Genomic DNA, 25,616 nt, shown 5'->3' with positions numbered 1-25,616 from the left:
GCCAGCTACGACCAGCTCGCCACGGGGGGCCTCTACCGTTCGCAGGACCTGCAAGCGGGACACGCTCTGCTTCAACGGGCACACCTTGTGATGGTCGACGACACCAGCCACGTGCCTACGCAGACGCTGCTCAGTCTGTGCGGCCTACCCGACGATGTCGCAGCCGAGCTGCTTCTCCAGGAACTGATGGTCGAGGAACCGCCGCTGTGGTTGTACGCGGCGGTCGTCGACGACGAGGTCCGGTGGGAAAACGTCCCCGAGGCCGACCAAGAGGCCCTCCAACAGCTGCTCGAGGATGCGACTCGCCGAGAGGCGCTCCTGATGAGTGTCGGGCGCACCTTGGATGCCGCCCAGCTGGCGGAGCAGGGAGCTCAAGGCGAAGAGTACGTAGTTGAACTCTGCCGGAAGCACCTGTGTGAATTGGATCGGCCCGACCTGGCAACCGCGGTGAACAGGGTCAGCCTTCGCAGCGACGAACTGGGCTATGACGTCACCAGCCCCGACACCACCGGACACCGACACCGCATCGAGGTCAAGACGACCAGCAGCGCATCGGTGGGACGGGTGGAGTTCTTCCTCTCACGTAACGAGGCCACAGTCGGCGCGAGAGACCCGGGCTGGTCTCTCGTGGCCGTACGACGGAACCGTGACGACAGCTTGGAACTCATCGGATGGTGCTCCTCGCTGAGCCTCGTCCAGCATCTCCCACGCGATGTCTCTGGCCAGGGCCGTTGGGCGAGCGTTCGGCTCAGCATCGCCATCACCGATTTTCAGCCTGGGCTCCCGCTGGACGCACACAGCTGAGGTGCGTGCGGTTCCGTTCCGGCTACTTGGTGGCGGTGCCATTCGCTCGGCGGACCCGGCGGGGCTGTAGGAACTCCGCGGAGGAAGCTCCCTCGTAGAACTCCTCCTGCCAGTTGCCGTCCAGGTCACCCACCGCCAAGACGTACTCGGCGATGATGCCGAGGAACTCTTCCTCGGCGGTGTCGCCCACAGCGGGTCGGTACTTGGTGACCGGGATACCGGACACCGGCACCAGGTCCAGCATCAGGTCCAGGGTGCACGCGCGGACGTTCCGCTTCGCGTGATCCGTCTCGTTCTCGCTGTGAACGATCGTGCAGCCGGCGGCCCGGAGTCCCGCGCTCTGTAGAGCCTCTAGGAGCTGCGCCCAGGCTTGAGGGTCGCGATTCGCGTAGCTGAAGATCAGGTGCCCGTCGTCGCGCAGCAGCCGCGCGGACTCCCGGAAGATCGAGCAAAGCAGTGTGGTGTAGCTGCCAGCCGCGACGAGCTGCCCTGTGGCCCGGTTCACGACGGCATCGCCGCCCGAGTCCGCAGGGGTCAGGCCCGCCCATGCCTGCAAGGGCTGCGAGAGCTCCCCGTATTGGACATCGTCGTGGTACGGCGGGTCGGTCAGGACCAGGTCAACGGAACCTGTGGGCAGGAGTTGCCGCTGGGAACTCCCGACGACCACCAAGACGTCGGGACGGTCGAGCGATTGACCGTCCACATCCCGTCCGAGCAGGGCCGACACAGTGGGTGTGCTGGCCGCGATCGGGCCCGCGACTTGCAGCCCGCCGCCGGTGCGTTCCTTGAGCCACTCGGCAGCCTTGACGAGTTGCACGAGTCTCCGCAAGGTGGTGCCGCGTCCACTCGTTGTGGTGCCCCACGCGTTCGGCTCCACCGGAAGCGTCGTGAAGTTGAACCGGTGGCCCGCCATCGACTCGTAGCTCTTGAGGTAGTACCGATCCCAGCGGGACAGGTGGCCGGCCATCTCCGTGGACCCGATGATGGCGAGCTTCAGCGCGGCGACCACGGCGTCATCTGGCGAGCAACTAGGTGCGAGTTCGAGAAGCCTCTCCACCATCGCTCGCTGGCGGCGCGGGTAGAGGTCCTCCCAGCGACGGAATCCGTGACGCCTGAGGACCGCGGTCTCCTGACCCTCCGGGATGGCGCCGAGCTGCATCCGTGGGTCCGCATGCTCGGCCTGGGCCGCGGCCAGCTCTCCCGAAGTCGGTAGTGAGAGTTCGCGTCGCCCACCGCCGGCTCGCTCGACCAGCACCACCTCCCACGTTAGTCCCGTTGCCTTCGCTCGATCCTCGAGTCGGTCTTGGTGGCCACAAGGGCACGTGATGACGCGTCGGGGTGTGTATGCATGCGCCGGATCTGTCAGCTCGCCGCAGGTTGAGCACGCAGCGACCACGTCGCGACGCCCCTTGAACAGGTGGCCGTTTCGGCACGCAAGAAAGGCCTCGGGGAGATTCCTCTCGACGCGACTTGTGAGACTGACGAGTGCGTGCGGGTAGATGCGCTGGCTCCGGCCGCAGGCCGTGCAGGGAGCAACGGCCACCCGGAAGGTGTGACTCACGAGCGCCGGAGCCCCGTCCGACAGAACGGTGCCATAGGCCGCTTGTGCACTTGTCAGCACCCGCTGGGTTAAGGCTGCGACGCCCTCTCTGAGGGCTTCTGGATCTGGCAAGGCCAGCATCGACGCCAGTCCCTGCGCTGCCCAAGGGTTCAGGTCTTGGGCGTACACGGAGTGTCCGCGCATCACGGCGGCCAACGGAATGATGCCGCCGCCGGCGAAGGGGTCGCTGACGACCATCCGCCCAGGGCGGTCCGCACTGACCGCGTCGAGGATCGCGCCGTTCACGGCCTCGGTACGCCGAGCCCACCAGCGGTAGGTACTGACAGGTGGTAGGTGCACCTCACGGTTCCGGACCTCACGGCGCACCTTCGAACTCACCGCCGCGGCGTCAAAATGCCTGAGGGGGCTGCGAATCGTGGTGTCGGGCTGTCTGGGGGTGGATCCGCGCAGCGCCGGCGCCGTAGAGCGTGGCCGGGCCGAAGACCGCACCATCAGTGGCCGACCTTCCCGCGGTGGTTCCGAACGCTCGCAGGCGCCCCAGCGTAGTTGCAGCCGGAACGATTGCACCGTTCCCAGGTCCCCGACTGCACTGCGTCGGCGGTAACCGAGTGGTCGGCGTCGTATCCGTGCCCGCGAAGCAATCGCGCAACGGAGCCGTCATACCTGGCGGCGAGCAGCGCCGCTTCGGCGACTTTGTCGTGGCCGCGAGCGAAGAATGCACCGAGCGCGACTTCCTCTCCGCACCCACACCAGCAAGTGCCAGTCGGAAGCAGGCGCGGATGCTCGGCTGCACTCACTCGAGTCACCTTCCCGGATGGAGGATCGGATCCTTGATCGGCGTTCTAGAAACCATATCAAGATCAAGTCGGCCCCCGTGTAACGCTCGCGCGTGTCGGTACGCACCAGTTGGGCGCCAACTCGACCCCGATGGGCTCCTCGCCGCGGCCCTCCAGTGGCACGCAGACAGCGCGTCGCTAGTCGCTCGACGCCTCAGGGTGCGACTGCGCTGCGCAGAGAGTCGCGCCCGCGATCTCGAGTAATCCGCGAAGGGCGGCTGGCCGGTTTCCTGTCAAGGCGTAGAGGACGGCCGCCTCATCCGAGCCGCCGTGAACGTACGCATCGAAGACCTGGAGCGCGATCGCGCGGCCGTCATCGACCTCCGCCCACCATCCCTCGTGGATGGCGACAGCTGGGAGCCTGTCGAACGGGAACGGCACCGCAAAGGGGTACCGGCGCCCCAGGATCGCAGTGGTGGTGCGCAGGAACGCCTCCGCCGCGCGGTCGTCGGTGGCGTGAAGGACGACAGCCTCCCACTGCTCGACCGGAGCGATGTCGGTCAACGCCATCGGTACCGAGACATCAAGGTCGACGCGCTCGAGGAAGAGCTCGATGCGCTCCACAAGATCAGTCGTCAGGTCAGGTACGTCTGGCACGAGGTCCTCCATGTGGATGCTGGGCTGGCTCGGTCTGAGGCTCAGGGGTCCACGGACGATACCGATCGACTACGACACCAACCCGGGGCGATCTTCACGCGCGCGGCGTCGGTTCAGGGGCGCTTCGTAAGTGTGCCGATAACTGAGATTATGTCAATAATCCCTCGACTCACTCCATACAAATAGTATGATAGAGTGAGTGTATGGCCACCAGTCGCTACCAGGCAATCGCCGACACGCTCCGAGAGCGCATCGCCGCCGGCACCTACCCCGTCGGCAGCCGGCTCCCGAGCATCGTCGAGCTCCAGCGCGAGTTCGACGTGCCAGGCCTCAACACGATCCGCGACGCCCAGCAGGTTCTCGTCCGCGAGCAGCTGCTGCGCACCGAGCAGGGCGTCGGAGCGTTCGTCATCGCCCAGTCCAGCCCCACCACCGACCACCGCAGCCTGGTGGCCAGTCTCAAGTCCGCTCGGGCCGACCTGGACAGGGCGATCGCCTACCTCGAGGACCAGGAGGGCTCATCATGAGCACCGACGTCGACCGACTCGCCGACCATCTGATCAAGGCGTTGAGCGTCAAGGACGTTCGCGCCGACCGCTTCACCACAGGCCCCGGCACCGCCGGCGTCAACATCTGGGGCGAGACCGGGCGATACCCGATCACCTCGGTCACGATCAGCGACTCCGGCCGCTTCCACGACTACGCGTGGGGGTCGAAGTATGAGCACACACTGCCGATCGACACCACGTCCGAGGACGTCGCGGCCGCGATCGTCGCCACCCTGCCACGGCCCGAGGAGGCATCATGAGCACACAGCCGGAAGCGCCGAGGGACCACCCCACGCTGGCCCAGTACCCCGACTCCCCCACCGCAAACGTCCGCGACGACGACGGTGTGCTCTGGCGGGTACCGATCGATCGCGGCCGCGACGAAGCAGTCATCGTCCCGGTCGAGGACCTCGTCCAGGCTCGCGGCGCCGTCGCACGCCTGAAGGCGATGATCGAACAGGGGGCCGGCGACGACTACCAGACCGAGCTCACCGGGCGGGTGATCCGAGGCACCAGCAACGAGGAGGCCCCCCACACCCGGGCCGACGTAGTCGCCTACCTCGACGGCCTCGGCCGGCGCCTGAGTGGGTCCCTCCCCCACTGGTGACGACACACGTCGCCACGCCCGGTGCGCTGAGGCGTCAACACATGTTGACACCAGCGGCGACCGTCAACTACGGTTGACGGCATGGGATGGTCAGTAGACGGAGCACCGGATCACGAGGGCTGGGTGGCGAACGTCCTGGACGACGGCCGAGCCACCGGGACCACCACCAGCGGCGGGGTGATTCCTCGGGAAGTGCTCGCCGCCGATCGGGAGGCCGGCTACGAGATACGCCGCTTCGACGTCACCGGCCACGAGGAAGTGGTGGTCCCGTGGGATCGGGTCACGACCTGGCAGATTCACTGCGAGTGTGGCTGGACGGGCCCGACGAAGCCGGCCTACGCAACCGACGCCAACGGATGGCGCGACTGCCCCGAGGCCCTGGAAGAGGAGTTCTTCCTGCCGCCGTGGCGTGAGCACGTGGCACCCTTCACCGCCCTCGGCGACCTCGAGCAGCTCGTCGACGAGCTGCGCTCGATCGAGGACCGCGCGGCCGCCGCGGTGAGTGCGGCTCGCCGACACGGGGCGAGCTGGTCCCAGATCGGACGCGCAGCCGGCCTGACCAGGCAAGGCGCTCAGCAGCGTTGGGGCACCACCCCATGAACCTCGCCGCGACTGCCCGGCGGCATCTCAACGACCAGGGCGACGGGTAAGGCCCCGGTGGTCTACCCAACCCGGCCAACGCTCAGGGTGTTGCCTCAGTTCATGGGCACTTCCGGAGTGAGGCAAACCCGCGAACAGCGCGACCAGCTGGTCGGGTTCGTTGCCGAGCAATACGCCGCAGGAAGATCACTACGCGAACTTGGGGAACTGACAGGCCGCACGCAAACAGCCATCCGGCGAGCCCTCGACGAGGCGGGGGTGCCTCGCCGAGGGCCAGGCGCGCAGCGCGTTCACGAGCGGCGGCAAGGCCGTCGGGACTGATCTGCTCTAACCCGCTTCGCAGCCCGGACGGATGGGTGGAGTTGTGAAGACTTCTCGTCGACGTGACCGCCCGCAGCTCTGGCCGGCGCTTTAGGGGGTGAGAGGGCGCCGGGGTGGCCGACGCCCGGCGACAACCGCGTGGAGAAGCTTCATGGACGACAACCAGGCCGAGCTGCACAGGATCCGCACCCATCTGGAGCAGGCCATGCAGGCGCTCGGCCGCCTCGAGGAGCTCGCCGGCGACGTCCGCGCAGGAGACGGCGATGACGACTGACGCGCAGGTGGCCGACGACGTGATCGGTGGTTTGGCGGCGGCTCGAGGAAACCTCCAGCACGTGTGGCGGGGCGTCGAGGAGCTGCAGGTGGCCGCCCGAGGCGCTGAGCGCGCCCTCGACGACGTCGAGTGTGAGACCGCAGCCGCTCGCATGGCGGACGACGGCTGGCGAGGGACCGCCTACCTCGAGACCGCCGGCGCTCAGATGGACGTTGTCAGGAAGCGCTGCGCCGACAGCTCCTCGCTGGCTGCAGAGCTCATCGAGCGGCTTGAGGCCGCCAAGAGTCACCTGACCTGGGCGCGACAGCGCCTCGAGGCGTTTTCCCTGGCTCAGCACTCCCCCACGGTGGCCGAACTTCGGACCCAGGTGGAGGAGCTCACATCCGTGGTCGACCTGGCTACCCCTCTCGCGCAGGCCGTGCAGAGCCACATGCACGGGGCGGCGGCGACCGCCGTGGCCGCCACCACAGCCCGCGAAGCCTACGAGAATCACCAGCAAGCGACGCTGCGGGTCGACCGGGGTCTTCACGAGGCCGGTCGCGAGGTCGCCCGAGCGGACGAGGCCGTTCGGCATCTTGACCGCGCCGTCGAGCTCGCCGTTACCGGCGCCGGCCGATCGCTCGGCCGCGCCGAGGGCGTCGCCAACTCCGCGCACGATCGCCTCCGAGCAGCCCAACGCCGGACAGCCGAGACACTTCCACCGGTGGGCCGATCCGCCCCTAGCAGGTAGTCGCTACATTTTGCTATATCGGGCTCAGATTGCTAGATCCGCTATACTCCGCTCATGGCTCGGCAAGTCAACCCGTACCGCCCGGGCTTCGCCCAGCACCCAGTCCTGCTCGCGGGACGGGGTGCGGTGCTTGCCGGTGCGAGGGAAGCCCTCGACGTCGCAGCTCTCGACGGGCGGATGCCGCGGCCGCTGATCTTGGTCGGAGTCCGCGGCGTCGGCAAGACGGTTGCCCTCAACGAGATCTCCAACCTGGCGGCCGCCGAACACAGCTGGGTGGGCGTCCACGTCGAGGTCAAGCCGCGGACGAGTTTCCTCGCCGAACTCGTCGATCGCCTCGCGGCCGCCGAACAGCTACTGACCCAGACGCCGCCCGCGGGGCGGATGCAGCTCACCGAGGCGCGCGTGAAGGCCGGCGCCTTCGGAGTCGGCGGCGAGGCCGGCTTCACCCGCACCTCGGGACGTCCGCCGGCGGACGTCGTCGAGACAGCCCTGGCAGAGACGACGTCCGCGGCGATCGAGCGCGCGTCCGGGCTCGTGCTGACCCTCGACGAGGTCCACCTCGCCACCCGTGAGGACCTCGCCACGCTCACCGCAGCCCTTCAGCGGCACGTCCCGGATGGATGGCCGATCGTCGTCGCCGTAGCCGGCCTGCCGAGCTTGCGCGACCCTCGGTCATCGGTCACCTACCTCGAGCGCGGCGAGTGGCACGAGCTGGGGCCGCTCGGTCCGAGCGACACCCTCGAGGCTCTGACGCGACCAGCGAGCCTCGCCGGCAGGCCCATGGACTCGCAGGCCGCAGACCAGCTCGCGGCCGCCAGCGGCGGCTACCCCTACGCCGTGCAGGTCTTCGGTCATCACGCCTGGCGCGCGTCCACCGGATCGGCCACCATCACGGCGGACCATGCCGGGCAGGCGACCACGGCGGCCCAGGCGGATCTGGCCGGGGGGCTCTACGCCGGTCGCTGGCACGACGCCAGCCGCAAGCAGCGCGAGTACCTGACCGCGATGGCCGCCCAGCTCGCCGACGAGGGGGCCGTGACCCACGCGGACGTCGCCCGTCGGCTCGGCAAGGCGCCAGCGGCGCTGTCCTACCTGCGCGCTCGTCTGCTGGCGAAGGGAACGATCTTCTCCGATGGTCGTAGTTTGCGCTTCCTGGTGCCTGGCATGGCCACCTGGATCCTCGACACCGAAGAACCGGGCTGACCCTCAGCCCGGCGACGAAGTCAGGTCGCCTCGACGTCGAAGGGCGTCCCGACCCTGGCCGGTGCCGCCCTCCTGCGCGACGATGCCTGCTGCCACGGCGGTACGTAGGGCCGGTGGTCGTGCCGGCGCGCCGCACCCTTGTCGCGGGCGGACTGTAGAGCCGCGCGCACCTTGGCGATCCCGGCTTGGGTGACGGCCGGGTCGTCGGGCGGCGCCTGCGGCTGAGGCGGGTCGCGAGGTATCGGCCGACGTGCGGGGTGCTCCGTCACGAGGGCGAGTTGCGGCCCGGCCTCGTGAGCGGGAGCCAACTTGACGAGGGAGGCCTGCTCGAGTTCGCGGATCGCTCGGAGCAGCTCCCCGCGGGACGTGCCGGATGAAGCGGCGAGGTCGCTGACGCCGTGCCTCTCCTCGCCCGAGCCCAACAGGTGGACCAGCAGGCCCCGTGCGGTGAACGAGAGCCGGTCCGACCCGAAGGCCAGGACGTGGACGACCAGGTCCTCCTCGTCCGGGCGGGTGCTCACGAGGTTCAGCGAACATCCTGACCGGCTCCGCGTCAACGAGTTGGCCCAAGACCGGCCGCCCGAGCTCAGGCCCCGACCGCTCGCCCCGGGCTCTGGAACGCACGGCCGGATGCGGTGTCGTTGATCTGCTCCAGACGAACGGACCGGCGTAGTCGTGCAGTGCCCTCGAGGTCCCCAGCGACGGACCCAAGGGTCGGGTCCTCGGTGTGTGCCGGCGGGATTCCCGGATCGATCTCGTGACGCTGACGGAGTCGCAGGACCGTCCGACCGGAGACGCCGACGGCGTTGGCGATCTCGCTATCGGAAGATCCTCTGGTGGCCAGGGCGCGTACTGCCTCGACGCGCTCGTCCTGAGTTAGCCGCAGGCTGGTATCGCACGCCATCCCTGCCCTGCCCGTCGCAACCGCGCGGTCGACCGCGACGTGGTCGACCGCGACTGGAGATTCCGGGCCGGCGTCTGGGGCTGCGCGAGGGTCATCGATCGCGTCCTCGTCCCACGCCAGGGGTGGCGCGTAGCCCCTGGAGCGTGCGCGATCGCGACACGCCTGGGAAGGCCCGGGCATCATGCTCAGCCGCTCGTAGACGTCGCGGGTTTGCCGCCACCCCGCCACGCTGATCCAGTCGCGCCCCGTCCGGGTGACGAGCTGTGCTGTGGGCACTCCAGCGGCCTCCAGATCCGTCTTGCGCCATCCGATGGCCATGAGCGCCTGAACTCGCCGCGTGGCGCCGATGCTGGGCACGTTGCCGGTCGCCTGGTCGAACACGTCGGCAAGGCTCAGCCTCGCGACACGTTCGGCGGTCTGGCGCTGCACGAGGTCGTGGCGCCCGGCGACGAGCTGGCCGACCGCGGTGTCGCTGAGGCCGGCCGCCCGGGCGATGGCGCGGAGGGGGACGTGCGCCTCGACAAGATCCCGGAGCCGTGCCCGGGTTGCGTCGGCAGGCACGTAACGGCGGTGACCCCGGGCCCGCTCGCGGGTGTAGGCGACCTCCCAGGCCTTGTTGTAGCTCATCTGGCGACTCCCGACGTGTGCAGCCCCCTGCAGGTGTTCACCGCCCAAAGCCCGCGCAGGTGCCGGTGGTGGACACGGCACCGGGATCGAGATGTCCACCAGGTGATGAGTGGGCCGCCTTGGGAGGCGGAACGGTCCGGAATCCGAGGGTGTATAGCACTATGCAGATGACTCCCGGTGCCTGTATAGTGCTATACAGGCACCGGGAGTCGCCGACATCCGACCGGACACCCTGAAAGAGGTGGGCAAGATGCAGTCATGGACACATGAACAAGCCGCCACGCCAGAGGTGGTGAGGCTGGAACACCAGCGAGTCGCGACCCTGGCATCGGCCGAGATTCTGCGCAGGACCCGGCACCCACAAGCGGCCGAACAGCTACTGGCATCGGCCAACGAGCTGGCGGCGGAGCTGGCAACGGTGAAAGCAGGCGGCGAGTCCCGCCACCGGGTCTGCCTCGTGTGTGGCTGCACCGACGCTCACGCGTGTGAGGGCGGATGCCACTGGGTCTGCGCGGCCGCCGGTGTCGACCTGTGCAGTCGCTGCGTCCCAATCGTCGACCCCAACCACGTCCAGGGCGGCCGCCTGAGCCTCCTGCTCGCCGTGGTGAACCCGGACGAGGCAGGTCTCTGATGCCTTTCGACTCGGTGTACAGCCACAGCAACCCCCGGGTACGCAAACTGAGCGACGCGCAGAAGAGGGAGTCGGTCGAGCTCTACGAGCAGGGATGGATGCTCCGAGAGATCGGCGCCCGGTACGGCGTCAGCGCCGGCGCGATCGGCTACTACGTGGCCCAGAGGACGATCCTGGTCCGGGACCGGACGCCGAAAGCCAAGCAGGAGATGGCGATTCGCCGCCGCGAGCACCGGCGATTGCGCCTCCTCGCAGACTCCGGAGGTGCATCGTGAGCGCGGTTGCCGGCGCCATGCCGGTGATGAGGTTCCAGATGGTGCCCATCAGGGATCTCCGCGCCAACCCGGCCAACGTCCGGGAGCAACTCGAGGAGATCGGTCCGCTGGCCTCCTCGATCCGCACCCAGGGGATCCTCCAGCCGCTCATCGTCAACCGAGTCCGTGGCGCCTACCTGGTCACCGACGGGCACCGCCGCCTAGCGGCCGCAAAGCTGGCCATGGTCCCCGCCGCCCCCTGCCTGGTCACCTCCGGTGCCGGCGCCCGCGACGTGATCGCAACGATGTGCGCGGCCGCGATGCACCAGGAGCTCACTCCCATGGAGCAGGCAAGGGCCTTCGACCGGCTGCGTGCCGAGGGAATGACCACCGCCGAAGTGGCACTGACCACCGGCTACTCCCCCAAGCTGGTCCGCCAACGCCTGCTGTTGCTGAACCTTCCCCAGGAAGCCCAAGACCTCCTCGACGAGGGGACGCTCACCGTCACCGCGGCCGCCGAGCTCGCAGCGACGCTCAGCACCGCCCCGAAGGCATCGGCCGCCTTGCGGGCTCCCAAGCAGAGCTACCTCGGCCGGGCCCACCCGCTGGCCGCGCGACTGAACTGCACTCACCGGGACGTCCGCATCCTGGTCGGCGGGGTGGCGTGTGGTCAGTGTTGGGAGCAGGCAATCGTCGACGACGCCGTGCGGTCGTGACGGTCAGCGACGCAGTGCCGGTCTGTACAGTCGTAGACACCGTGGGTGTCGACGAGGAGTGGACCATGCTGGACGAGTCACTGCCAGAGCTGAAGGCCCTGGCCAAGGCTCGCACCGCCAACGACCGCGCGGACCGCGCGCGGGACCGGACCCGTGACCAGCTGCGCGAGGCCGTCGTGTCCGCCGTGGCCGCAGGAGTCCCTGAGGCCGAGGTCGCCCGGCGGGCCGGGGTCACCCGGATGACCGTCCGGGCCTGGGTCGGAAAGTAGAAAGTAGGCGCTTCACCCAGCCGATGGCGGCCGCCATGTCCACCCGGGGCCATCCCGTCGGCGTTTGGGGATAACACCAGAGCGAACCTCGGGCCGCCGCGATTCGCTCCAACGGGACCCCCTCTGGAGGACGTCATGGCGATCGCCTCGACCAGTGCCCGGCTCACGGCCGGCTTGTCTGATGCGCTGGTCCTGAGCCGACAGCTACACCAAGGCCTGACGGGGTGCCGGCGACGGCTTCACGGGGCGGCTCGGCGTGAGCTCGTCGAGGCAGACCTGCGAGAGCCACAGGAGCTGGCTCAGAAGCTGCTGAACGGGCTGCATGGCGCGGCCATCCTCGCCGGGCTCCTGGTCGCCGCCACGAGCCTCGGCCGCGAGGACGGCCCCGGACTCGAGACACTCGACATCGCGCTGCGGCTCGCCACAGACTCGGCGGCCGCCGCGGCCGCCGCCAGTGCCGCCGCCGCCCACACCCTGTCCTACAAGGCCGCCAACGGCCGCTGCGAGGCCGCGACGATGTGCGACCGATTCCTGCACACCTCGTCCTGCGAGACGGCGACCGTAATCGACCAGCTGGAGTTGGCGATCGGCGCGGTACCGGGCGTGATGAGCGGCCGTCCCCGGCTGAGGTTGGCCCAGTGACCCGGCCACCGAAGAGCCGAGTCCTGCTGACGTTGGCCACAGCGTTGGCGGCAGCCGCGGCACTCACACCGCGACTGCCGGAACTCAGGCCGATGGATGCCGAGATAGCCGTGGTGACACACGTCCTCGATGGAGACACGCTGCGCGCCCAGGACCGGCACGGCAAGGACCTCGGGCGGGTGCGGCTCCTCGGCGTCGACGCGCCCGAACTGGCCCACGACGGCCGACCGGCGCAGTGCTGGGCCGCGAAGGCATCCACGGCCCTGCTCCAGGTGACCCCCGTGGGCTCCGAAATCACGCTGCAGCGCGACACCACTCAACCTGACCGTGACTCCTACGGACGCCTGCTGCGTTACGTGGCCCGGCAAGGCGTCGACGTCCAACGGGACCTCCTGAACGCCGGCGCAGCCCGGTTGCGGCCCTCCTCCCCCGCCCTGCAGCGGCAGCAGGCCTACGTCGCCGCAGCCGGCGAGGCGCAGCAGGACGGGCGTGGTCTGTGGAGCGGGTGCCGGTGACGACGAACCTCAACCAATGGAAGGGAGGTGTCGCTGTGGATGGCGACGACCAAGCCGACGAGAGGACGTCGGAGCGGGCCTCGGTGGCCGAGGAGGTGGCCGCGCAAGATCGCCGCCGCTTGCGAGAGCAGCAACGGCGTCAGGACGACCGCGCCGCTGACGACGTCGTTCGAGAGGAGGTGGAGAGGCAGGTTCGCCGATGAGGCGTGACCAGAAGAATGGGGACGCCGTCGATCAAAGGCCAACAGTCCTGGCGACGGCGTCCCCGCTCTGCGGCCGGCCCCTGGCCCTCAGCTGGCGGACGTAACCAATGCGAGCCGCGGCCGCCGGGCAGGCCCAGACAGCGCATGGACGCGCTCGTGCGTCTGTGGTGAGCTCGAGCAACGCAACAGGAACCGGGACAGCGCCTCGCCCAACCCGGACTGCAGCACCTGGGCATCCCCGATGTCCCGCACGGTGGCCACCCACGCCCGCTCCCAGAAGCCCACCAGGTAGGTGAGCGCGCAACCCACCACGAGCACCACGGCGACCGCACCTTGGTCGGCCATGACCGCCTGGACGGCCGCGACCAGCGCAACAAGGAAGCGGCCCTTCCAAGCCAGCCCAATCAGCGGCAGCCGGCGGAACGGAGCGGCCAGGGCGGACCCGAAGGCCCGGACGAGCTGCCAGGGCAGCGTCCAGAACTCGAGCGCCAGGTCGGAGCGAACCGCGCCGCTGAGGACGACGCCGGCACCGTGCCCCAGGACGGCGGCCGCCTGGTCGACGGGGAGCTGGTTGTCACGCACGGCCCCCACCAGGCCAGCCGTGACAACCACCGTGCGGCGGCCAGCCCCGAAGGCACCGATGGGAATCGCGGCCGGCTGAACGCGCAGCCGAAGGGTTCCCATCGGTACGCCACGCTGGCAGAGCATGGCCACCGCCGGCGCCAAGGCCTCGACCTCGGCAGGGCTGAGGTGCCGTCCACGGCAGAGGACCTTGACCGCCAAGTCCTCGCCGGCCCCCAGAAGCAGCGCGACCATGACGACGAGGCCCGCGACGAATACTCCGAGGCCGACCAGTGGGGGAAGGACCGACCCCACCATGAACGTGAGCAGCACGCTGACCATCACGGCCGGCCCGTATGCCAGCAGCTTCCTAAACGACGTCGCCACCGAGATCACCTCTCCTCGTCCGCATGCACTAGTGCCTACGTCTCGACTGTTGACGATGCTGACCGCCACGAGAGCACCGGTTGGCCTTAGGCCTACGAGAAGCAGTGTCGTCCCCACCTACGACAGGCCCAGCCCGGCTTATCCACAGGCGCGCAAGAGCTCCTGCACTGGCGGCATGGGATCTGAGTGGATGGACCACGACCCACTCTCACGCACAAGGAGACGATCATGATGCACACCGACACCCGACCCGCCAGCCACGACCCCGCGGGATGCCTGGCATCCGTGGCAGCACTTCTGTCGCGGGCCTCCGACCTCACCTGGACCCACGCCCAGGCGGACCCGGCCCTCACCGTGCGCTTCGAGGGCCTCGGACTGGATCTGGCTGCGGCCCACGCCGCGAACCTGCTGCAGGCGGCCGGTGAGGTCGACGTCGACGTCGACGTCGACCTCACCATCGACGCGGACGTCGTCGACGAGCCGCTCGACCTGATCCGCGCGGCCGAGGAGATCCTGCGGCGGTGCCCGATCGAGGACTTCCCGGCCGGCACCTCCCAGCTGGTGGTCGCCGTCTGCGACCTGATCGGAGAACGCTCCACATGACCGACGTCGACCAGCGCAGCATCGGAGAGCTGCTCCTCGAGGCGGATCACACCGCGAGATCCATGCTCGTCGACGCGCGGGACATGGACGCAGCCACGATGCTGCGGACGTGGGGCGAGGTTGTCCAAGCAGCCGCTGAGCTGTGGCGGGCGCTGCCGACGACGACCCCGCCCCTGCCGGGCACAGATCGGCGGGCCCCGGACGCTGCCGACCTCACGATGCAGCGCTTGGATGCCATGACCAACGCCAGACACCGCCGCCGAGAAGCGGGCTGGCCAGGCGACGGGCCCCCGGACGAGCGACACCTGCAGATCGCCGCCACCTTCGCTCGAGCTGAGGATTTGATCTCCCGCCACGCCAACCAGCCCACTGCGCTCAACGACCGCCAGCGGGCCGACCTCAATGCGGCCCGGACGCGGATCATGCACACCCTCTACGTGGGTGCGCACGGCGTGAACGTCGCCGTCGGCCACCACCTGCGCAGACTCGAGGCGAAGGTGGCCATCCACGGGACTCTCCCGGCCGGGGAGTCGCTACGCCAGGTTCGGACGGCATACGAGCACCTAGCCGCGTTCGAACAACTCGCCGGCGCCATCGTCGCCAAGGACTACCCGGGCGCGCTGGCCGGAGAGCATCGCGACCCACCGGCCGCGGGCCGTCTGGCTCAAGCTCTGGCCGATTGGGACGTTGCCGGGCATCGCGCCCTGGTGGACGACCCGCGCACCGCTGACCTGATGCTCGCTGCCCGCACGCAGGCACTGATCCTCACCGGGAGCAGTGCCCTCCTGCGGGCGGCCGCGGCCACGGGATACGTCGGCCAGGCGCCCCTGCACGATCGCTTCGAGCCAGCGATCGTCGCCACCCAGGAGCGCTGGGAGACCCTCGCCGTGACGATGGCGGCACTGACCGCGCCCCTCGAGCGGCGCACGAACCCTGATCTGACCGCGGCGAGCCTGGAGGTGCGCGCTGCACTGCGGGAACTACTCCTCGACGGGGCCACAACAGCGGTGCCGGCGGTGATCGCCCAGCGCACCGACCTCGGCCGCATCCCGGGCACCCTGGGACAAGCTCTGGCCGCCAACCTGGACCTGGCCCACGTGACCAACGAGGCCCTGCACGACCGCCAACTGACCGGCGCTGCGCGAGGAATCCACGACATGGCGACCGCCATCTGGCGCGACGAGTCACAGCATCCCAACATGATCGACGACAGCCCAATGCGGGCCGCCGTAACACCCCAAGACCTACTGGCCAACCGAGCCATCCCCTTCCCCAACGCCGTCCGCAGTGAGCTCGTAGGCACCACCAGCGCGCTAGTCGACGCCTCCGCAGCCGCCATGAGCGCCAGCGCCCAGCTGGGAAGCAGAGTGCCCACGCTCCCCCGCTACGGTGAGCGCTCCCCGAGCCTGGGTAAGGCGGCTCAGGATCGCGCTGCAGGCCTCGGAACCGCGCCGGCGAATCTCGCAGGCCCACGGTGTGAGCGCTAAGGCAGGAGACAACACGCCCGGCGTTCTGGAATGCCCCACCTTGCAGGGGATCGCTGCTTAGATCGCCACATGGCCAGAAGCAACGCCGACCGCTCTCCAGACCGGCGGGTGAACGTGATCTTCCGAACGTCACATGAGGGACGAGAGCGCTTGAAGCGGCGGGCATCCGAGCACGGGGTCTCGGTGCAGACCTATCTCGAAGCACTGGCCTTCGATCTCCCGCTTGGCAAGGATCGCCCGAGCGGACCCAGCCCGCAGGGGGAGCTCCCCTTGACTGGCTGAACGCGTCGGGGCAGTGCCCCGAAATGACTCAAGCCGCCGTTGGCGCGGCGGCTTGTAGTCCGAATTTGAGGATCTTTGCGAGGGATCCTTCAGCACTCACTCTGACCTGAGGAGGTGGCTTTCTGCTGCCCACTGTAGCAACGACCGGCGACAGTGCAATCATTTCGCGGGCTGGTCGCACGGTCCGGCGTGTCTCTGGCTTGGCGATCACACTCGACCACGAGCTCTTCGTCCCTGACCGCTGGTTCGCGATCGACTCCGAGAACCGGCGCGTGCCGGACGTGGTCGTCGCGTCCCTCGAGGCAGGGATGGACCTCGTCGGCCGCGGCGCGATCGCGACGATCGTCGGCCGGCTCCGCGAGGATGTCGTTGTCGTCGACGTCGACCTCGCCGGCGTACGTGGCGACGGGGTATGCGAGGCGATCGCTTCGTGGTGTGCGCAGGAGGGCCTGTGGCACCTGGTGCGGCCCTCAGGAGGCGCCCAAGGGCGTGGCCACGTGTTCGTGGCCCACAACGGACGCATCGAGGCGCTGGCAGCGCTCGTGGAGCGCCTCAGAGCCTCCTACCGGGTCGGTCGGCCCGCCATCGACCTGCGGACCGCGGTGCGTCCCCTGTCGGCCCCGCACCGCGGCGGCGCTCACACAGCCCCTCACGGGTCACTGAGAGCCGCCCTCGAGGCGCTCCAGCAACTCCCGTGGCGTGCTGGCTCGCCCACCGGCAGGTCCTCGGGTCAGGTAGCACGCAGTGGACGGCCACGGCCCCCAGAAGCCGCGATGACCCCACGACGTCGACGTGAGGCGCGTGACCTGCCCGAGCCCTGGGCCGCGTTCCTGGCCACGGGCGAACGCCCCTCCCTTCGTGACCCCGCACCCGGAGCCCCCGCGCACACCAGGTCGACCTGGGAGGCGATCTGCACGGGCATGATGCTGCGGGCGGGCTGGTCGGCCGAGCAGGCGTGGACGGCGATCCAGGCCGCCCACCCGGCCGCGATGGATCACGCACGCGCCTCCAGAGCGCGCTGGGTTCGCTGGGTGTGGAACCGGGCCGTCCTCGACGACGACGCCTTCTCCCCCACCCCGGCCTGCAGCGGGCCGACAGCCGCGGCCATCGCTGCTGCGGACGCTCAGCTCGAGGGACTCGCGTGGAGCCTCCCGCCGCGACAGCGACCCGCGCTGCTGATGGTCGGCCGCGCCGTCCTCGCGCGCATGCAACGCACCGACGCGACCCGAGTGCCAGTCCCGGAACGGAACCTCGTCCTGGACACCGGCCTGACCGACCGCAAGACCATCCGCGCCCAACTGCGCCTCCTCGACAGCGGCGGCGTCGGCCGGCTCCACAAGGACGCCTTCACCCCCAGCACCAAACGGGACAGCAGCAGCTATGAGTTCGAGATCCCTTCGAATCCGGCTGGGGTGTCGCAAATCCCCCCACCTAGTCTTCACACCCCCTCCCCGCCACGCCTCCCCCTGGACCTGCCACGTGCCTCGCCCCAGCTGCTCACCGCACTGCTGTCACTCGAGGAGCCGGCAGAACTCGAAGAGGTACTGCAAAAGGGGCTGCTGACCAACTCCCCCACCAGTGAACCCAGCCCCAGCCAGGTGCGGACCGGAAAGGCCGCTCTCGCAGCGTTGGTGCGAGCTGGTCTGGCCTGGTGTACGGAGGGCGGGCAGTGGGTCGCGCGCGCCGGCTCCCCCACGACGACATCGGCAGGCGAGGGCCCGCGGCGCGCCCAGCTCGAGGCGACCATCGCCGCGGAACGGGCGGCCTACCGGGCGCCGCGGCCGGGGGCTTGGAGCGTCGCGCGCGCCGCGGCCCTGAAAGCCCAGGACGCCAAGGAGAAGGCGTGGTGGGCCAGCCTCGACGCCCAGGACCGATCGCGCCGGCGCACTGCATGGCAGCAAAGGTTCGCGGCCCTCAGCGTCGCCGAGCAGGGCGCCGTCAAGGCGCAACTCGCTGGGCGCGACCACGGCCGCGGAGTGGATCTGGCGGAGCGCCACGACGACTGGCTCGACCACCAGTCCATGGACCGATACCTGGCCCGGTCCATGGAGCGGCAGGCCTGGTTCCACTCGCTGGCCCCACCTCTGCAGGTCGCGTACGCCACCGCGTGGCAACAGCACCGCAGCGCCTTCCACATCCCTCGAGGCACTCCCCTGGCTCAGTCACGCCGTGAGCACGCCGACGCCCTCGCTCCAGCAGGTCGAGCCACACGGGACGCCGAGTTCTTGGCGACGCAGCTGACGCTCGTTCCGGGCACCGAGGAGACCGGATGAGTAACATACATACGCACCTACATACAGAGGTAGGGCAGAAGACACAGACGGCGACAGCGACACAAGCAAGGAAAGAGAGTCAGCGCAAGCAATAGCGCGTGTCGCGCGCGGCAATGAAGACGCGGTGAGATAGGAATGCCGGTATGGATCAGTGGACGGAATCGCTTCGGCGGGTAGTGCTTGTGGCCAATCGGAAGGGCGGCGTACTCAAGTCGTCGCTATGTCGGTCGGTAGCGGCGGTGGCCGCCTCGAACGGGTACCGGGTCCTCGTCGTCGACGGCGACCCCCAAGGGAACCTCTCCGAGATCGACTTCGCTCTCGACACCGACCGCGGACGCTCGTTGGCTATGGCAATGCAATACGGCGTGAGCTTGCAGGTGATGTCCGCGGCGGGCATCGACGTGGTGTGTGGGGGAGCGGAGCTGCAGGGCGCCCTCGGCGCGGCACTGACCCCCGGATCCGAGGTGGGCCTCGAGGGCAACCTGCGCGGCGCGCTCGGGGAGCTCTGCGCGACGAACGCATATGACCTGGTCCTCATCGACTCCGGTCCGGGCGACACCCGACTGCTGGACGCCTACCTGCACGCCAGCCGGTGGCTAGTCGTACCCACCATCAGCGACGAAGCGAGTTTCGCCGGAGTCGACAAGATGGGTGCGCGGTATGCCGCGGCAAAGCAGGGTGGCGCCGAGGTGGAGTTCCTCGGCGCCGTGCTCACCAAGGTCAACCATCAGGCGACAGCCCGCAACAGCGCGATCCGTCAGGAATTGGCAGACGCACTCGGTGACGCTGCGGAGCCGTTCACCGCGATGATCCGCTACAACGACGCCAACGCCATCGACGCCCGCCGGCACGGGCTGAGCGCCCAAGAGGTCGCGGCCGAGGCCGTCAGCCAACGCAAGTCGAGGCTGGCCCAGTTGCGGGAACGAGCCCGCGGTGAGCACCGACGCGACACCGGGGACCAGGACGCCTGGTGGTCCCGTAGCTCCGGCGCGGCTCTGGCGGGGGACTATGAGGCACTCACGCGAGAGATCCTGACCCGAATCAGCACGCGGGAGGCCGTCCATGCCTAAGCGCGTCCGCTCCAACGCCTTCGACGTCAGCCGCACCGACCGCGACGAGGCGGAGGTCACGAGCCCGCCCCTGTCTGACCTGCTGCCGCGGGTGACACCCACGGCCGTGCCGAGCCCCGTTCCCTCGACGTCTTCACCCGCGCCCGCGGAAAGCGACGGCCCACCGCCCACGGCCGCCCCTGCCGGCGAAGCGCGCCGATCGGCGCCCACGGAGAGGCCCCGTGGCGCCGGCGGCCGCGCAAGGGCGTCGACGAGCAGGATCACGGCCACGCCCGCACGAGTGCCGGTCGAGCTCTACACAAGGGCCGAGGCGCTGGTGAAGGGCCCTGGCAAGCCCTCATGGGGGCAACTCGTGTCCTGGACCTGTCAGCGGCATGCCGACGACGTCGTCGCCGCCGTGCTCGACCAGCTGCGCCCCGCCGAGGGGCTGGTGCCGCGCGGCCAGAACAAGCGCGGGCGGGGGACCACGCAGATCACGGCCCGCTTCACCCTCGAGGAGCAGCAGGCGTTCGATGCGACGCTTCAGCAGGCTCAGAAGCAGGTCGACGCCGGATCCCTTCCGGCGGGCAGCCGAGCCACGGCGACGGCCGTGGTGATCGCCGCCCTCGAGGTCGCCTCGGCCTGAACCGGAGGAGTTGGGTTAGCTCGCCCGCTCTGGTCGCCCGCTCCGGAGGGCCAATAGGGTGCCCCGTGATGGAACCCGACTTGCTGGTAGACGCTCAGGCGCTGCGGCACGCCCGGGTCAGGGCCGGCTTCACGCAGCATGAGCTGGCGCGGCTGGTCGGCGTGGCCGGTGGAGAGCGGGTCTCCCGGTGGGAGCGTGGCGCATCCGCCCCACGCCCGGAGGTGCTCCACCGGATTGCCGCAGCTGTCGACGTTCCCGTCGAGGACCTCCTCGTCCCCGTTCAGGGAGCACCTGACCTGCGGCGACTTCGCCTGCTTGCCGGGTTGAGCGCACGCCAAGTAGCCGAGCAGGCCCACCTGTCGCTTCCGACCTACGCGCGGTGGGAGGCCGGCAGGATCGACCGAATGCCACCCACGGCCGCGCTTGAAGGACTGGCGGCCGCGCTGAGCGTGAGCGTCGATGACGCCACGGCCGCCCTGACCGTTGCGCGGCGCGGATCCGCTTAGCAGCGGCGAGGGGGCCGGCTGGGTGCCCTATCGGAGCAGGCCGTAGACCACACCCGCGACGACGCTGCCGATCACCGCGCCGCCGACCAGTTGCGCCATGCTGTGCCGTCCGTCGCGCCACCGCGCCCACGCCAGGAGCGGGAGGAACAGCGCAGCGACCAGACCCGCCACGTTGTTCTCGATCGCCAAGACGGCCACGGCGCCGGCCGCGACCGCCAGGTGCATTGACGCCTTCCACACCAGGGTGGTCAGGGCCATCGCGACCAGGCCACAGATCATCGCCAGGATCAGCCAGACCAGCGGCTTCGGTGCGCCGGCCACGTAGAGCACGACGAGAGCGATGGTGACCGCAGTGGCTGCTGAGGCCATCAGGACGGGCCGCTGGGAGCGCTGCACGACCTGCCGATCACTGGCCGTGCCTTTGCGCAGCGCGCGGTACAGGATCAGGTAGGGGACCCCGACGACGAGCACGAGGGCGGCCAGCCACCACGCAGCAGCGGCCGGGAGGCTGTCGGCGTACTTGACGGACAGGTAGGCCATGAGCGCGAGCACGACGTTGGCCGGAGTGAGGGCACCAGCGATCCACCGCGCGGCGGGCGTGGTCTGGGCGTCCGCCAGCCTTGCTAGGTCACGGTCGTCCAAGCTGGGCCGCATCGGCCTCTCCTCGCTGTTGTCGGGTGGCCTCGAGCGCGTCGCTCAGGCTGATGAGGGGTTCTGGCCATGGTGACCCGTTGAGCTGCGCCAGCGCGTCTTTGGCCGTCAGGTGTCCGCCGGGGACCGGGGGAGAGGCGATGGCGCGGGCGAGCTCGTGCAGGGTGCCCGGCGACTCCACGTGGTGCTCCTCGAGCCCGTCGGAGATCTCGATGAGGCGACGTTGGGCACCGAGCCTCGGGTCGAGGAACTGGCGCACCCGATCCTGTCGCAGGGGCAGGTGAACGTGCGGATGCTGGTTGAGGATGGCTTTCCAAAGAGGGTTTAGGCGCAGCGTGAGCCGGCGTGCAGCGAGCCGGTGGGAGATGGCCGGCGTCACGGGGAGGGCAAGCAGACCGATCGCAAAGAGCGTGAGCGGGATGGGGAACATGACCGTGGCCAGCCGGTCGAGCAGGGGGGTGGGGCGATCGAGAACCTGGGTGGCCGTGCTGTGGGCGGTCCAGGTCAGCAAGACCGCGCAGCCTGCCCAGGCCGAGGCGCCAATTAGCGCGATGGCCGCGGCCGCGGGCGGGTCACTGTCACGCGCGGCCCGGAAGCTGCGGCGGGCGTAGCGGGCGAGGTCGACCTGGAACCAGGCGAGGTACAGGTAGATCGTCACCGCGTAGACGAGGCTGGCCGGGCGTCGCGGTGCGTCGGCGAGGTCGGGGAACTCCACCGCGTGGATCGGGGCGGCGACCCACGCGATCACTGACACCAGCCCTGTCACCGCGGCACCGGCATAGATGGCGCGACGACGCGCCTTTGGGGCGTCCGGCTCCCGTGTCTCCAAGAGGTAGAGCTGGGCCGAGGCAACGGCGACGCACAGGGCAAGCCTGCTGCCCAAATTGGTGGCGTTGGGGAGTCCCAGCCACTCGTCGAGACGCACCCGGTTGAAGTGGCCGGTGGTAGCGACGGCGAGGGCCCCGACACCGAGGGCCAAGGCGGTCCGCCAGGCGGCCGGCTTCGTCCGAGCCAGGTAGGTCCGGTACGCGGCCGCGCTCCACAGGGCGACGACGGTGAGGATCTCCGGGACGGTCATCGCAGCCGGGACGACAGGCGCGAAGAGGCTTCCCAGTCGCCCGCCCGGGCGAGGTCCTCGAGCGCGGCCGAGAGAGCCGTCCCGACTTGCTCGGCGTCGGCCTCCTGGCGGTTGGTATAGCCGGTGCGCTGGAGGACCTTCCGGGTGGTCTCAAGGGGCAGCGTCGGGGCGAGAGCGTGCATCAGCTCAGGGGTGAGGCTGTCGTGCAATGCGGGCTCGTGCCCGAGCAGGATGTGGCCGACCTCATGGCAGAGGATCGCGCGTCGACGTGTGGGGGAGGCGGTCGTCGGGACGAGCAGGTAGTCCCGATCCGTCATCGGGATCCAGGCGCCAGAAGGCGCGTTACCGGACAGGGCCACCGGTAGCACGACGACGGCCCGTTCCCGCTTCCGAGCCAACGCGGCGATTAGGTCGTCGACGGTCGCGCCCTGGCCCAGCAAGGCGCGACCCTCACGGACGGCTCTGCGATGCCGCAGTCTGGCGGTCGAGCTAGTCGCCTTCACGACGCTGGCCTTCGATGCGGTTGACCTCCCGGATGGCGGCTAGTAGCTGCACGACCCCCTCCGGGCTCAGATCACTGCCCCGGAGCCGAAGCCCGCCGGTGCGGCGGAGCTGCGACAGCGTCTCGAGCTCCTGGTTCACGCGCCGCTCCTCGTCCTGGTCGAAGAAGTAGCCGACCGGGACGCCGAACACCTCGGCGATCCCGCCCAGGAGCCGGGCAGACGGGTTGTCCCGCCTCCCGTTGCGCAGGTTGCTCAGGTGCTGGATCGTGACTGCCACGCCGCGCTCACCCAGTTCGCGCACCACGACCTCGTTGGTGTACCACCCGCGGCCGGCGTCTTGGGGGATCGTCTTGAACAGGTACTGAAGTTTGCCGGCGAGGTCGGGGATGCCCGCAGAGTCCATACCCGGATCGTACGCGGAGCTGGAACCGACTGATATGCCTGTGGGCATATTTGTCAGTTCCAAGAACGCATGGTATGCGTCAATGGGTTACCCTCCGAGGGTGGCAAGGCCCGCTCAGGTACCTCGGGATCGGCTCAGCCAGGCCGTGCATGTCGTGGCTGGCTTGGGGGCGCGCGGCCGCAAGGGCAAGGGGCGGGGGAGGTCAGGGGGTCGAAGCCATGTCGAACGAAACTTCGGCTCTCCGGCGCCCCGCCTCGCCGAAACGAGAGAAACGCACTAGTCTTGATGTATCAACTTGGGCGATTAGTGTCCCCTAGCGGGGCCGATCAAGGCCTTAGCCCAATGAGATCGAGGAGACGAAGATGACGACCCGAAGCCGAAGCCGAAGCCGCGCCGCCGGGCCGGCCGTCATGCTGGCTGCTCTGGTTCTGACCTCGGGCTGCAACAACTCCGACCCGACACCCACGCCGTCGGGAACGACCACCTCATCGAGCCCGTCGCCGTCGACCAGCACGACGACGACCACGACACCACTGACCGCCGCGGAAAGGGACCTCCAGGCGGCGGCGGGGACGATCGGTCGGTACTGGGCTGTCCTCGACGAGCTCGCCGCCGACCCCAAGAAGAGTCTCAACCTCGTGGCCACCGTTGCCCGCGATCAGGCCGCGAGCCAGTCGCGGGTTGAGCTGGGGACTCTTCAGGCCCGAGGGTGGAAGCAGGTGGGGCAGTCGGTCGTCGAGTCGGCGAAGGCGACGACAACGGATGGCAAGACCTTCTCGGTCACAGCATGCATCGATGTCTCGAAGGTCAATGTCGTCGACGAGGCGGGCAAGTCTGTCGTGCGCGCGGGGCGCCCAGATCGGCAGCAGTACACCTACGGGGTCATCAAGGCATCACAGGGGTTCTTCGTCACCGTTGACACGCTAAAGGGGAAGCCATGCTGAAGAGGTCAGCGATTATCGCTGCGGCCGTCGTGGCCGTGCTGCTGGGGGGAACAGCGCGGGTGTGGGCGGCTGATCCTCCGATCAGCTGCCCACCGGGGACAGAGCCTTCACCGAGGACGGGGGAGTGCATCATCATCGTCACGCCGCCTGACGGCCCCGGCGATCCAGACGACCCGGGGGACGGGGGTGACGAACCCGTGGTGGTGCAGAAGTGCATCAACAGTCTCATCACGCCTGCCGCCGAGGTTCCGTGCTCCTCCGACGCCGGCTGGTGGTCGAACAGCCAGAACGCCTACTGCAAAGCGAGGGTGCCTCAGCCACCGTTCAGTGACCCTGCGTGGGAAGGGCACACCAACGGGCAGATCTACGAATGCCTCAGACCTGTCGGGGTCGGCCCAGTCTCGGGTGTCGTCTTCTGGGTTTGGCTGGCTACACCGCCTGGTGGAGCACCGCCAGACCCGCGGGTTCTCGCACAGCAGGCCATCGCGCGGATGAACCTGCGGGCGATCAACATCGGCATAGTGCCCGAGCCGCAGGCCGGGAGTATCGGGCTCATTGGAATGCCGACGTGGATGTGGGCGCAGAACCCGGGCGCGACGACTTGGGGTCCTCAGACGGAGTCGGCGTCAGCTGGCGGCTTCACCGTGACCGCGACCGCGAAGGCACAGCGCACGGTCTGGACCATGGGCGACGGGAGCACGGTCACGTGCACCGGTCCGGGCACGCCGTATGCCGCGTCCTACGGCAAGCAGTCCTCACCGACCTGCGGGCACACATACACCCGGCAAGGCACCTACACGGTGCGGGCGACGACGTACTGGGTCGTCACTTGGGCCGGGATCGGTCAGACAGGCACGATTCCGCTCAACTTCACCGACACGACCACCATCACCATGGGCGAGGCCCAGGTGCTCAGCAACTGAGCCGACCTCGAGGGGGAAGCAGATGACCACAACAACCAGCCAGGCGACCGATTCGTCAGCAGTGAGTGACGGAAAGGGCGCACGACCAGATCGGCGCCGAAGGGGGAAGGAAGGCGCCTCCGTCCCGGCCGTGCCCGTCGTGCCCGCGCCGAAACTGCGCCGACGCCCGGTTCTCGTTGCTGCGTCCGTCGCGGCCGTGTGCCTCGGTGCGTTGCTAGGGGTGTGGACTTGGTCCTCTACCAGCAACACCCACGAGGTGGTCGCGCTGCGACAGGACGTCACGCGCGGGGAGACGATCACCCAGAGTGACCTGGTGGCGGTCCAGGTCGGCCTGGACCCCTCTCTCAAGACCATCCCCGGCGACCGCCTGTCGAGCCTGGTGGGCCAGCGCGCGGCAATGGACATGGCCGCCGGCAGCTTGGTCACGGCTGCGGCCGTGACCAAGGCGGTCCTTCCGAGTGAGGGCATGTCCATCGTC

34 protein-coding genes are annotated in these 25,616 nt (G+C 69.2%); 25 read left to right on the top strand and 9 right to left on the bottom strand.

Translation table 11 applies throughout. The annotated features are described in order from the left end of the window. Positions 1 to 90 precede the first annotated feature (90 nt). Positions 91 to 804 carry a protein NO VEIN domain-containing protein gene (locus ACSQ11_RS17925; RefSeq protein WP_436008064.1) on the top strand — a complete coding sequence of 238 codons (714 nt, stop codon included), beginning with the start codon at positions 91 to 93 and terminating at the stop codon, positions 802 to 804. A gap of 22 nt (positions 805 to 826) precedes the next feature. On the opposite strand, the gene ACSQ11_RS17920 is transcribed toward ACSQ11_RS17925, so the two are convergent. Together ACSQ11_RS17920 and ACSQ11_RS17915 are read right to left on the bottom strand one after the other, a co-directional pair. Then, positions 827 to 2,650, bottom strand: a complete 1,824-nt coding sequence (locus ACSQ11_RS17920; protein ID WP_436008062.1) for a hypothetical protein — start codon at positions 2,648 to 2,650, stop codon at positions 827 to 829. A gap of 689 nt (positions 2,651 to 3,339) precedes the next feature. Then, positions 3,340 to 3,810: a hypothetical protein gene (locus ACSQ11_RS17915; RefSeq protein ID WP_436008060.1), complete on the bottom strand. Its 471-nt coding sequence runs from the start codon at positions 3,808 to 3,810 to the stop codon at positions 3,340 to 3,342. Positions 3,811 to 4,001: 191 nt separating this feature from the next. Here ACSQ11_RS17915 and ACSQ11_RS17910 point away from each other — a divergent pair, with 191 nt between their 5' ends. The 8 genes from ACSQ11_RS17910 (at position 4,002) to ACSQ11_RS17875 (ending at position 8,081) form a co-directional block, all read left to right on the top strand. Then, a complete protein-coding gene (locus tag ACSQ11_RS17910; protein WP_436008058.1) occupies positions 4,002 to 4,325 on the top strand; it encodes a GntR family transcriptional regulator in 324 nt (107 codons plus the stop codon). Then, on the top strand, positions 4,322 to 4,606 hold the full coding sequence (locus ACSQ11_RS17905) for a hypothetical protein (RefSeq protein ID WP_436008056.1): 285 nt from the start codon (positions 4,322 to 4,324) through the stop codon (positions 4,604 to 4,606). The genes ACSQ11_RS17910 and ACSQ11_RS17905 overlap by 4 nt, the downstream gene beginning before the upstream one ends. Beyond that, on the top strand, positions 4,603 to 4,953 hold the full coding sequence (locus tag ACSQ11_RS17900; RefSeq protein ID WP_436008054.1) for a hypothetical protein: 351 nt from the start codon (positions 4,603 to 4,605) through the stop codon (positions 4,951 to 4,953). Before ACSQ11_RS17905 ends, ACSQ11_RS17900 begins: the two co-directional genes overlap by 4 nt. 123 nt (positions 4,954 to 5,076) lie before the next feature. Further along, positions 5,077 to 5,553, top strand: coding sequence for a hypothetical protein (locus ACSQ11_RS17895; RefSeq protein ID WP_436008052.1), 477 nt, complete (start codon positions 5,077 to 5,079; stop codon positions 5,551 to 5,553). Between the two features lie 102 nt (positions 5,554 to 5,655). Next, positions 5,656 to 5,874: a helix-turn-helix domain-containing protein gene (locus ACSQ11_RS17890; RefSeq protein WP_436008050.1), complete on the top strand. Its 219-nt coding sequence runs from the start codon at positions 5,656 to 5,658 to the stop codon at positions 5,872 to 5,874. A gap of 151 nt (positions 5,875 to 6,025) precedes the next feature. After that, positions 6,026 to 6,148, top strand: coding sequence for a hypothetical protein (locus tag ACSQ11_RS17885; RefSeq protein WP_436008048.1), 123 nt, complete (start codon positions 6,026 to 6,028; stop codon positions 6,146 to 6,148). Further along, positions 6,138 to 6,878: a hypothetical protein gene (locus tag ACSQ11_RS17880; RefSeq protein WP_436008046.1), complete on the top strand. Its 741-nt coding sequence runs from the start codon at positions 6,138 to 6,140 to the stop codon at positions 6,876 to 6,878. The genes ACSQ11_RS17885 and ACSQ11_RS17880 overlap by 11 nt, the downstream gene beginning before the upstream one ends. A 54-nt stretch (positions 6,879 to 6,932) precedes the next feature. Then, the gene (locus ACSQ11_RS17875; protein ID WP_436008044.1) at positions 6,933 to 8,081 is read left to right on the top strand and encodes an ATP-binding protein; all 1,149 of its coding nucleotides are present in this window, start codon (positions 6,933 to 6,935) and stop codon (positions 8,079 to 8,081) included. A gap of 20 nt (positions 8,082 to 8,101) precedes the next feature. Here ACSQ11_RS17875 and ACSQ11_RS17870 read toward each other — a convergent pair whose 3' ends face one another. Both ACSQ11_RS17870 and ACSQ11_RS17865 read right to left on the bottom strand, forming a co-directional pair. Next, the gene (locus ACSQ11_RS17870) at positions 8,102 to 8,602 is read right to left on the bottom strand and encodes a hypothetical protein (protein WP_436008042.1); all 501 of its coding nucleotides are present in this window, start codon (positions 8,600 to 8,602) and stop codon (positions 8,102 to 8,104) included. A gap of 65 nt (positions 8,603 to 8,667) precedes the next feature. Then, positions 8,668 to 9,612 carry a hypothetical protein gene (locus tag ACSQ11_RS17865; RefSeq protein WP_436008040.1) on the bottom strand — a complete coding sequence of 315 codons (945 nt, stop codon included), beginning with the start codon at positions 9,610 to 9,612 and terminating at the stop codon, positions 8,668 to 8,670. Positions 9,613 to 9,853: 241 nt separating this feature from the next. Between ACSQ11_RS17865 and ACSQ11_RS17860 the strand changes: the two genes are divergently transcribed. The 7 genes from ACSQ11_RS17860 to ACSQ11_RS17830 all read left to right on the top strand — a co-directional run bounded on the left by ACSQ11_RS17860 (position 9,854) and on the right by ACSQ11_RS17830 (position 12,842). Continuing rightward, the gene (locus tag ACSQ11_RS17860) at positions 9,854 to 10,243 is read left to right on the top strand and encodes a hypothetical protein (RefSeq protein WP_436008038.1); all 390 of its coding nucleotides are present in this window, start codon (positions 9,854 to 9,856) and stop codon (positions 10,241 to 10,243) included. Continuing rightward, positions 10,243 to 10,518 (top strand): hypothetical protein, encoded by a 276-nt coding sequence (locus ACSQ11_RS17855; RefSeq protein WP_436008036.1) that lies wholly within the window; start codon positions 10,243 to 10,245, stop codon positions 10,516 to 10,518. The genes ACSQ11_RS17860 and ACSQ11_RS17855 overlap by 1 nt, the downstream gene beginning before the upstream one ends. Then, positions 10,515 to 11,213, top strand: coding sequence for a ParB/RepB/Spo0J family partition protein (locus ACSQ11_RS17850; RefSeq protein ID WP_436008034.1), 699 nt, complete (start codon positions 10,515 to 10,517; stop codon positions 11,211 to 11,213). The genes ACSQ11_RS17855 and ACSQ11_RS17850 overlap by 4 nt, the downstream gene beginning before the upstream one ends. Before the next feature lie 65 nt (positions 11,214 to 11,278). Further along, complete coding sequence (locus ACSQ11_RS17845) at positions 11,279 to 11,482, top strand: hypothetical protein (RefSeq protein ID WP_436008032.1); 204 nt, start codon at positions 11,279 to 11,281, stop codon at positions 11,480 to 11,482. 135 nt (positions 11,483 to 11,617) lie between these two features. After that, complete coding sequence (locus ACSQ11_RS17840; protein WP_436008030.1) at positions 11,618 to 12,124, top strand: hypothetical protein; 507 nt, start codon at positions 11,618 to 11,620, stop codon at positions 12,122 to 12,124. Between the two features lie 113 nt (positions 12,125 to 12,237). Further along, the gene (locus tag ACSQ11_RS17835; protein ID WP_436008028.1) at positions 12,238 to 12,639 is read left to right on the top strand and encodes a thermonuclease family protein; all 402 of its coding nucleotides are present in this window, start codon (positions 12,238 to 12,240) and stop codon (positions 12,637 to 12,639) included. Continuing rightward, a complete protein-coding gene (locus ACSQ11_RS17830) occupies positions 12,636 to 12,842 on the top strand; it encodes a hypothetical protein (protein WP_436008026.1) in 207 nt (68 codons plus the stop codon). Before ACSQ11_RS17835 ends, ACSQ11_RS17830 begins: the two co-directional genes overlap by 4 nt. Positions 12,843 to 12,929: 87 nt before the next feature. Here ACSQ11_RS17830 and ACSQ11_RS17825 read toward each other — a convergent pair whose 3' ends face one another. Next, entirely contained in the window at positions 12,930 to 13,799 is an 870-nt protein-coding gene (locus tag ACSQ11_RS17825) for a hypothetical protein (RefSeq protein ID WP_436008024.1), read from the bottom strand. Between the two features lie 276 nt (positions 13,800 to 14,075). Here ACSQ11_RS17825 and ACSQ11_RS17820 point away from each other — a divergent pair, with 276 nt between their 5' ends. From ACSQ11_RS17820 to ACSQ11_RS17795, 6 genes are all read left to right on the top strand, one after another. Next, positions 14,076 to 14,393 carry a hypothetical protein gene (locus ACSQ11_RS17820; protein WP_436008022.1) on the top strand — a complete coding sequence of 106 codons (318 nt, stop codon included), beginning with the start codon at positions 14,076 to 14,078 and terminating at the stop codon, positions 14,391 to 14,393. Beyond that, entirely contained in the window at positions 14,390 to 15,880 is a 1,491-nt protein-coding gene (locus ACSQ11_RS17815) for a hypothetical protein (RefSeq protein WP_436008020.1), read from the top strand. Before ACSQ11_RS17820 ends, ACSQ11_RS17815 begins: the two co-directional genes overlap by 4 nt. 1,202 nt (positions 15,881 to 17,082) lie before the next feature. Continuing rightward, positions 17,083 to 18,435, top strand: a complete 1,353-nt coding sequence (locus ACSQ11_RS17810) for a hypothetical protein (protein ID WP_436008018.1) — start codon at positions 17,083 to 17,085, stop codon at positions 18,433 to 18,435. Positions 18,436 to 18,578: 143 nt separating this feature from the next. Continuing rightward, positions 18,579 to 19,505 carry a ParA family protein gene (locus ACSQ11_RS17805; RefSeq protein WP_436008016.1) on the top strand — a complete coding sequence of 309 codons (927 nt, stop codon included), beginning with the start codon at positions 18,579 to 18,581 and terminating at the stop codon, positions 19,503 to 19,505. A 352-nt stretch (positions 19,506 to 19,857) separates the two neighbouring features. After that, entirely contained in the window at positions 19,858 to 20,130 is a 273-nt protein-coding gene (locus ACSQ11_RS17800; RefSeq protein WP_436008014.1) for a hypothetical protein, read from the top strand. A 68-nt stretch (positions 20,131 to 20,198) separates the two neighbouring features. Further along, positions 20,199 to 20,636 carry a helix-turn-helix transcriptional regulator gene (locus ACSQ11_RS17795; protein WP_436008132.1) on the top strand — a complete coding sequence of 146 codons (438 nt, stop codon included), beginning with the start codon at positions 20,199 to 20,201 and terminating at the stop codon, positions 20,634 to 20,636. 27 nt (positions 20,637 to 20,663) lie between these two features. Here the strand turns inward: ACSQ11_RS17795 and ACSQ11_RS17790 are convergent, their stop codons facing one another. Genes ACSQ11_RS17790 through ACSQ11_RS17775 form a run of 4 tightly spaced genes read right to left on the bottom strand, consistent with a single transcriptional unit; the run spans position 20,664 to position 23,271 of the window. Then, positions 20,664 to 21,278, bottom strand: coding sequence for a hypothetical protein (locus ACSQ11_RS17790; protein WP_436008012.1), 615 nt, complete (start codon positions 21,276 to 21,278; stop codon positions 20,664 to 20,666). Continuing rightward, complete coding sequence (locus tag ACSQ11_RS17785; protein WP_436008010.1) at positions 21,265 to 22,365, bottom strand: DUF6545 domain-containing protein; 1,101 nt, start codon at positions 22,363 to 22,365, stop codon at positions 21,265 to 21,267. Before ACSQ11_RS17785 ends, ACSQ11_RS17790 begins: the two co-directional genes overlap by 14 nt. Continuing rightward, positions 22,362 to 22,805, bottom strand: coding sequence for an ImmA/IrrE family metallo-endopeptidase (locus tag ACSQ11_RS17780; protein ID WP_436008008.1), 444 nt, complete (start codon positions 22,803 to 22,805; stop codon positions 22,362 to 22,364). The genes ACSQ11_RS17785 and ACSQ11_RS17780 overlap by 4 nt, the downstream gene beginning before the upstream one ends. Before the next feature lie 49 nt (positions 22,806 to 22,854). Then, positions 22,855 to 23,271, bottom strand: coding sequence for a helix-turn-helix domain-containing protein (locus ACSQ11_RS17775; protein WP_436008006.1), 417 nt, complete (start codon positions 23,269 to 23,271; stop codon positions 22,855 to 22,857). A 362-nt stretch (positions 23,272 to 23,633) separates the two neighbouring features. Here ACSQ11_RS17775 and ACSQ11_RS17770 point away from each other — a divergent pair, with 362 nt between their 5' ends. The 3 genes from ACSQ11_RS17770 to ACSQ11_RS17760 form a co-directional block, all read left to right on the top strand. Then, on the top strand, positions 23,634 to 24,215 hold the full coding sequence (locus ACSQ11_RS17770) for a hypothetical protein (RefSeq protein WP_436008004.1): 582 nt from the start codon (positions 23,634 to 23,636) through the stop codon (positions 24,213 to 24,215). Continuing rightward, on the top strand, positions 24,209 to 25,138 hold the full coding sequence (locus ACSQ11_RS17765; RefSeq protein ID WP_436008002.1) for a hypothetical protein: 930 nt from the start codon (positions 24,209 to 24,211) through the stop codon (positions 25,136 to 25,138). The genes ACSQ11_RS17770 and ACSQ11_RS17765 overlap by 7 nt, the downstream gene beginning before the upstream one ends. A 130-nt stretch (positions 25,139 to 25,268) precedes the next feature. Then, the coding region (locus ACSQ11_RS17760) for an SAF domain-containing protein (protein ID WP_436008000.1) at positions 25,269 to 25,616 on the top strand (348 nt) is incomplete at its 3' end.

This window comes from Knoellia sp. LjRoot47 (assembly GCF_964253435.1).
In the GTDB taxonomy this organism is placed as follows: domain Bacteria; phylum Actinomycetota; class Actinomycetes; order Actinomycetales; family Dermatophilaceae; genus Knoellia.
Note: the sequence above shows the minus strand (reverse complement) of the source record. Positions and strands in the feature narration are given on the sequence as shown.

Coding starts and splice junctions, on each gene's coding strand:
- ACSQ11_RS17925 (WP_436008064.1), top strand. CDS start 91: ATGGTCGACGACACCAGCCACGTGCCTACGCAGACGCTGCTCAGTCTG.
- ACSQ11_RS17915 (WP_436008060.1), bottom strand. CDS start 3,810: ATGGAGGACCTCGTGCCAGACGTACCTGACCTGACGACTGATCTTGTG.
- ACSQ11_RS17910 (WP_436008058.1), top strand. CDS start 4,002: ATGGCCACCAGTCGCTACCAGGCAATCGCCGACACGCTCCGAGAGCGC.
- ACSQ11_RS17905 (WP_436008056.1), top strand. CDS start 4,322: ATGAGCACCGACGTCGACCGACTCGCCGACCATCTGATCAAGGCGTTG.
- ACSQ11_RS17900 (WP_436008054.1), top strand. CDS start 4,603: ATGAGCACACAGCCGGAAGCGCCGAGGGACCACCCCACGCTGGCCCAG.
- ACSQ11_RS17890 (WP_436008050.1), top strand. CDS start 5,656: ATGGGCACTTCCGGAGTGAGGCAAACCCGCGAACAGCGCGACCAGCTG.
- ACSQ11_RS17885 (WP_436008048.1), top strand. CDS start 6,026: ATGGACGACAACCAGGCCGAGCTGCACAGGATCCGCACCCATCTGGAG.
- ACSQ11_RS17880 (WP_436008046.1), top strand. CDS start 6,138: ATGACGACTGACGCGCAGGTGGCCGACGACGTGATCGGTGGTTTGGCG.
- ACSQ11_RS17875 (WP_436008044.1), top strand. CDS start 6,933: ATGGCTCGGCAAGTCAACCCGTACCGCCCGGGCTTCGCCCAGCACCCA.
- ACSQ11_RS17865 (WP_436008040.1), bottom strand. CDS start 9,612: ATGAGCTACAACAAGGCCTGGGAGGTCGCCTACACCCGCGAGCGGGCC.
- ACSQ11_RS17855 (WP_436008036.1), top strand. CDS start 10,243: ATGCCTTTCGACTCGGTGTACAGCCACAGCAACCCCCGGGTACGCAAA.
- ACSQ11_RS17845 (WP_436008032.1), top strand. CDS start 11,279: ATGCTGGACGAGTCACTGCCAGAGCTGAAGGCCCTGGCCAAGGCTCGC.
- ACSQ11_RS17840 (WP_436008030.1), top strand. CDS start 11,618: ATGGCGATCGCCTCGACCAGTGCCCGGCTCACGGCCGGCTTGTCTGAT.
- ACSQ11_RS17815 (WP_436008020.1), top strand. CDS start 14,390: ATGACCGACGTCGACCAGCGCAGCATCGGAGAGCTGCTCCTCGAGGCG.
- ACSQ11_RS17810 (WP_436008018.1), top strand. CDS start 17,083: ATGATGCTGCGGGCGGGCTGGTCGGCCGAGCAGGCGTGGACGGCGATC.
- ACSQ11_RS17805 (WP_436008016.1), top strand. CDS start 18,579: ATGGATCAGTGGACGGAATCGCTTCGGCGGGTAGTGCTTGTGGCCAAT.
- ACSQ11_RS17795 (WP_436008132.1), top strand. CDS start 20,199: ATGGAACCCGACTTGCTGGTAGACGCTCAGGCGCTGCGGCACGCCCGG.
- ACSQ11_RS17785 (WP_436008010.1), bottom strand. CDS start 22,365: ATGACCGTCCCGGAGATCCTCACCGTCGTCGCCCTGTGGAGCGCGGCC.
- ACSQ11_RS17775 (WP_436008006.1), bottom strand. CDS start 23,271: ATGGACTCTGCGGGCATCCCCGACCTCGCCGGCAAACTTCAGTACCTG.
- ACSQ11_RS17770 (WP_436008004.1), top strand. CDS start 23,634: ATGACGACCCGAAGCCGAAGCCGAAGCCGCGCCGCCGGGCCGGCCGTC.
- ACSQ11_RS17765 (WP_436008002.1), top strand. CDS start 24,209: ATGCTGAAGAGGTCAGCGATTATCGCTGCGGCCGTCGTGGCCGTGCTG.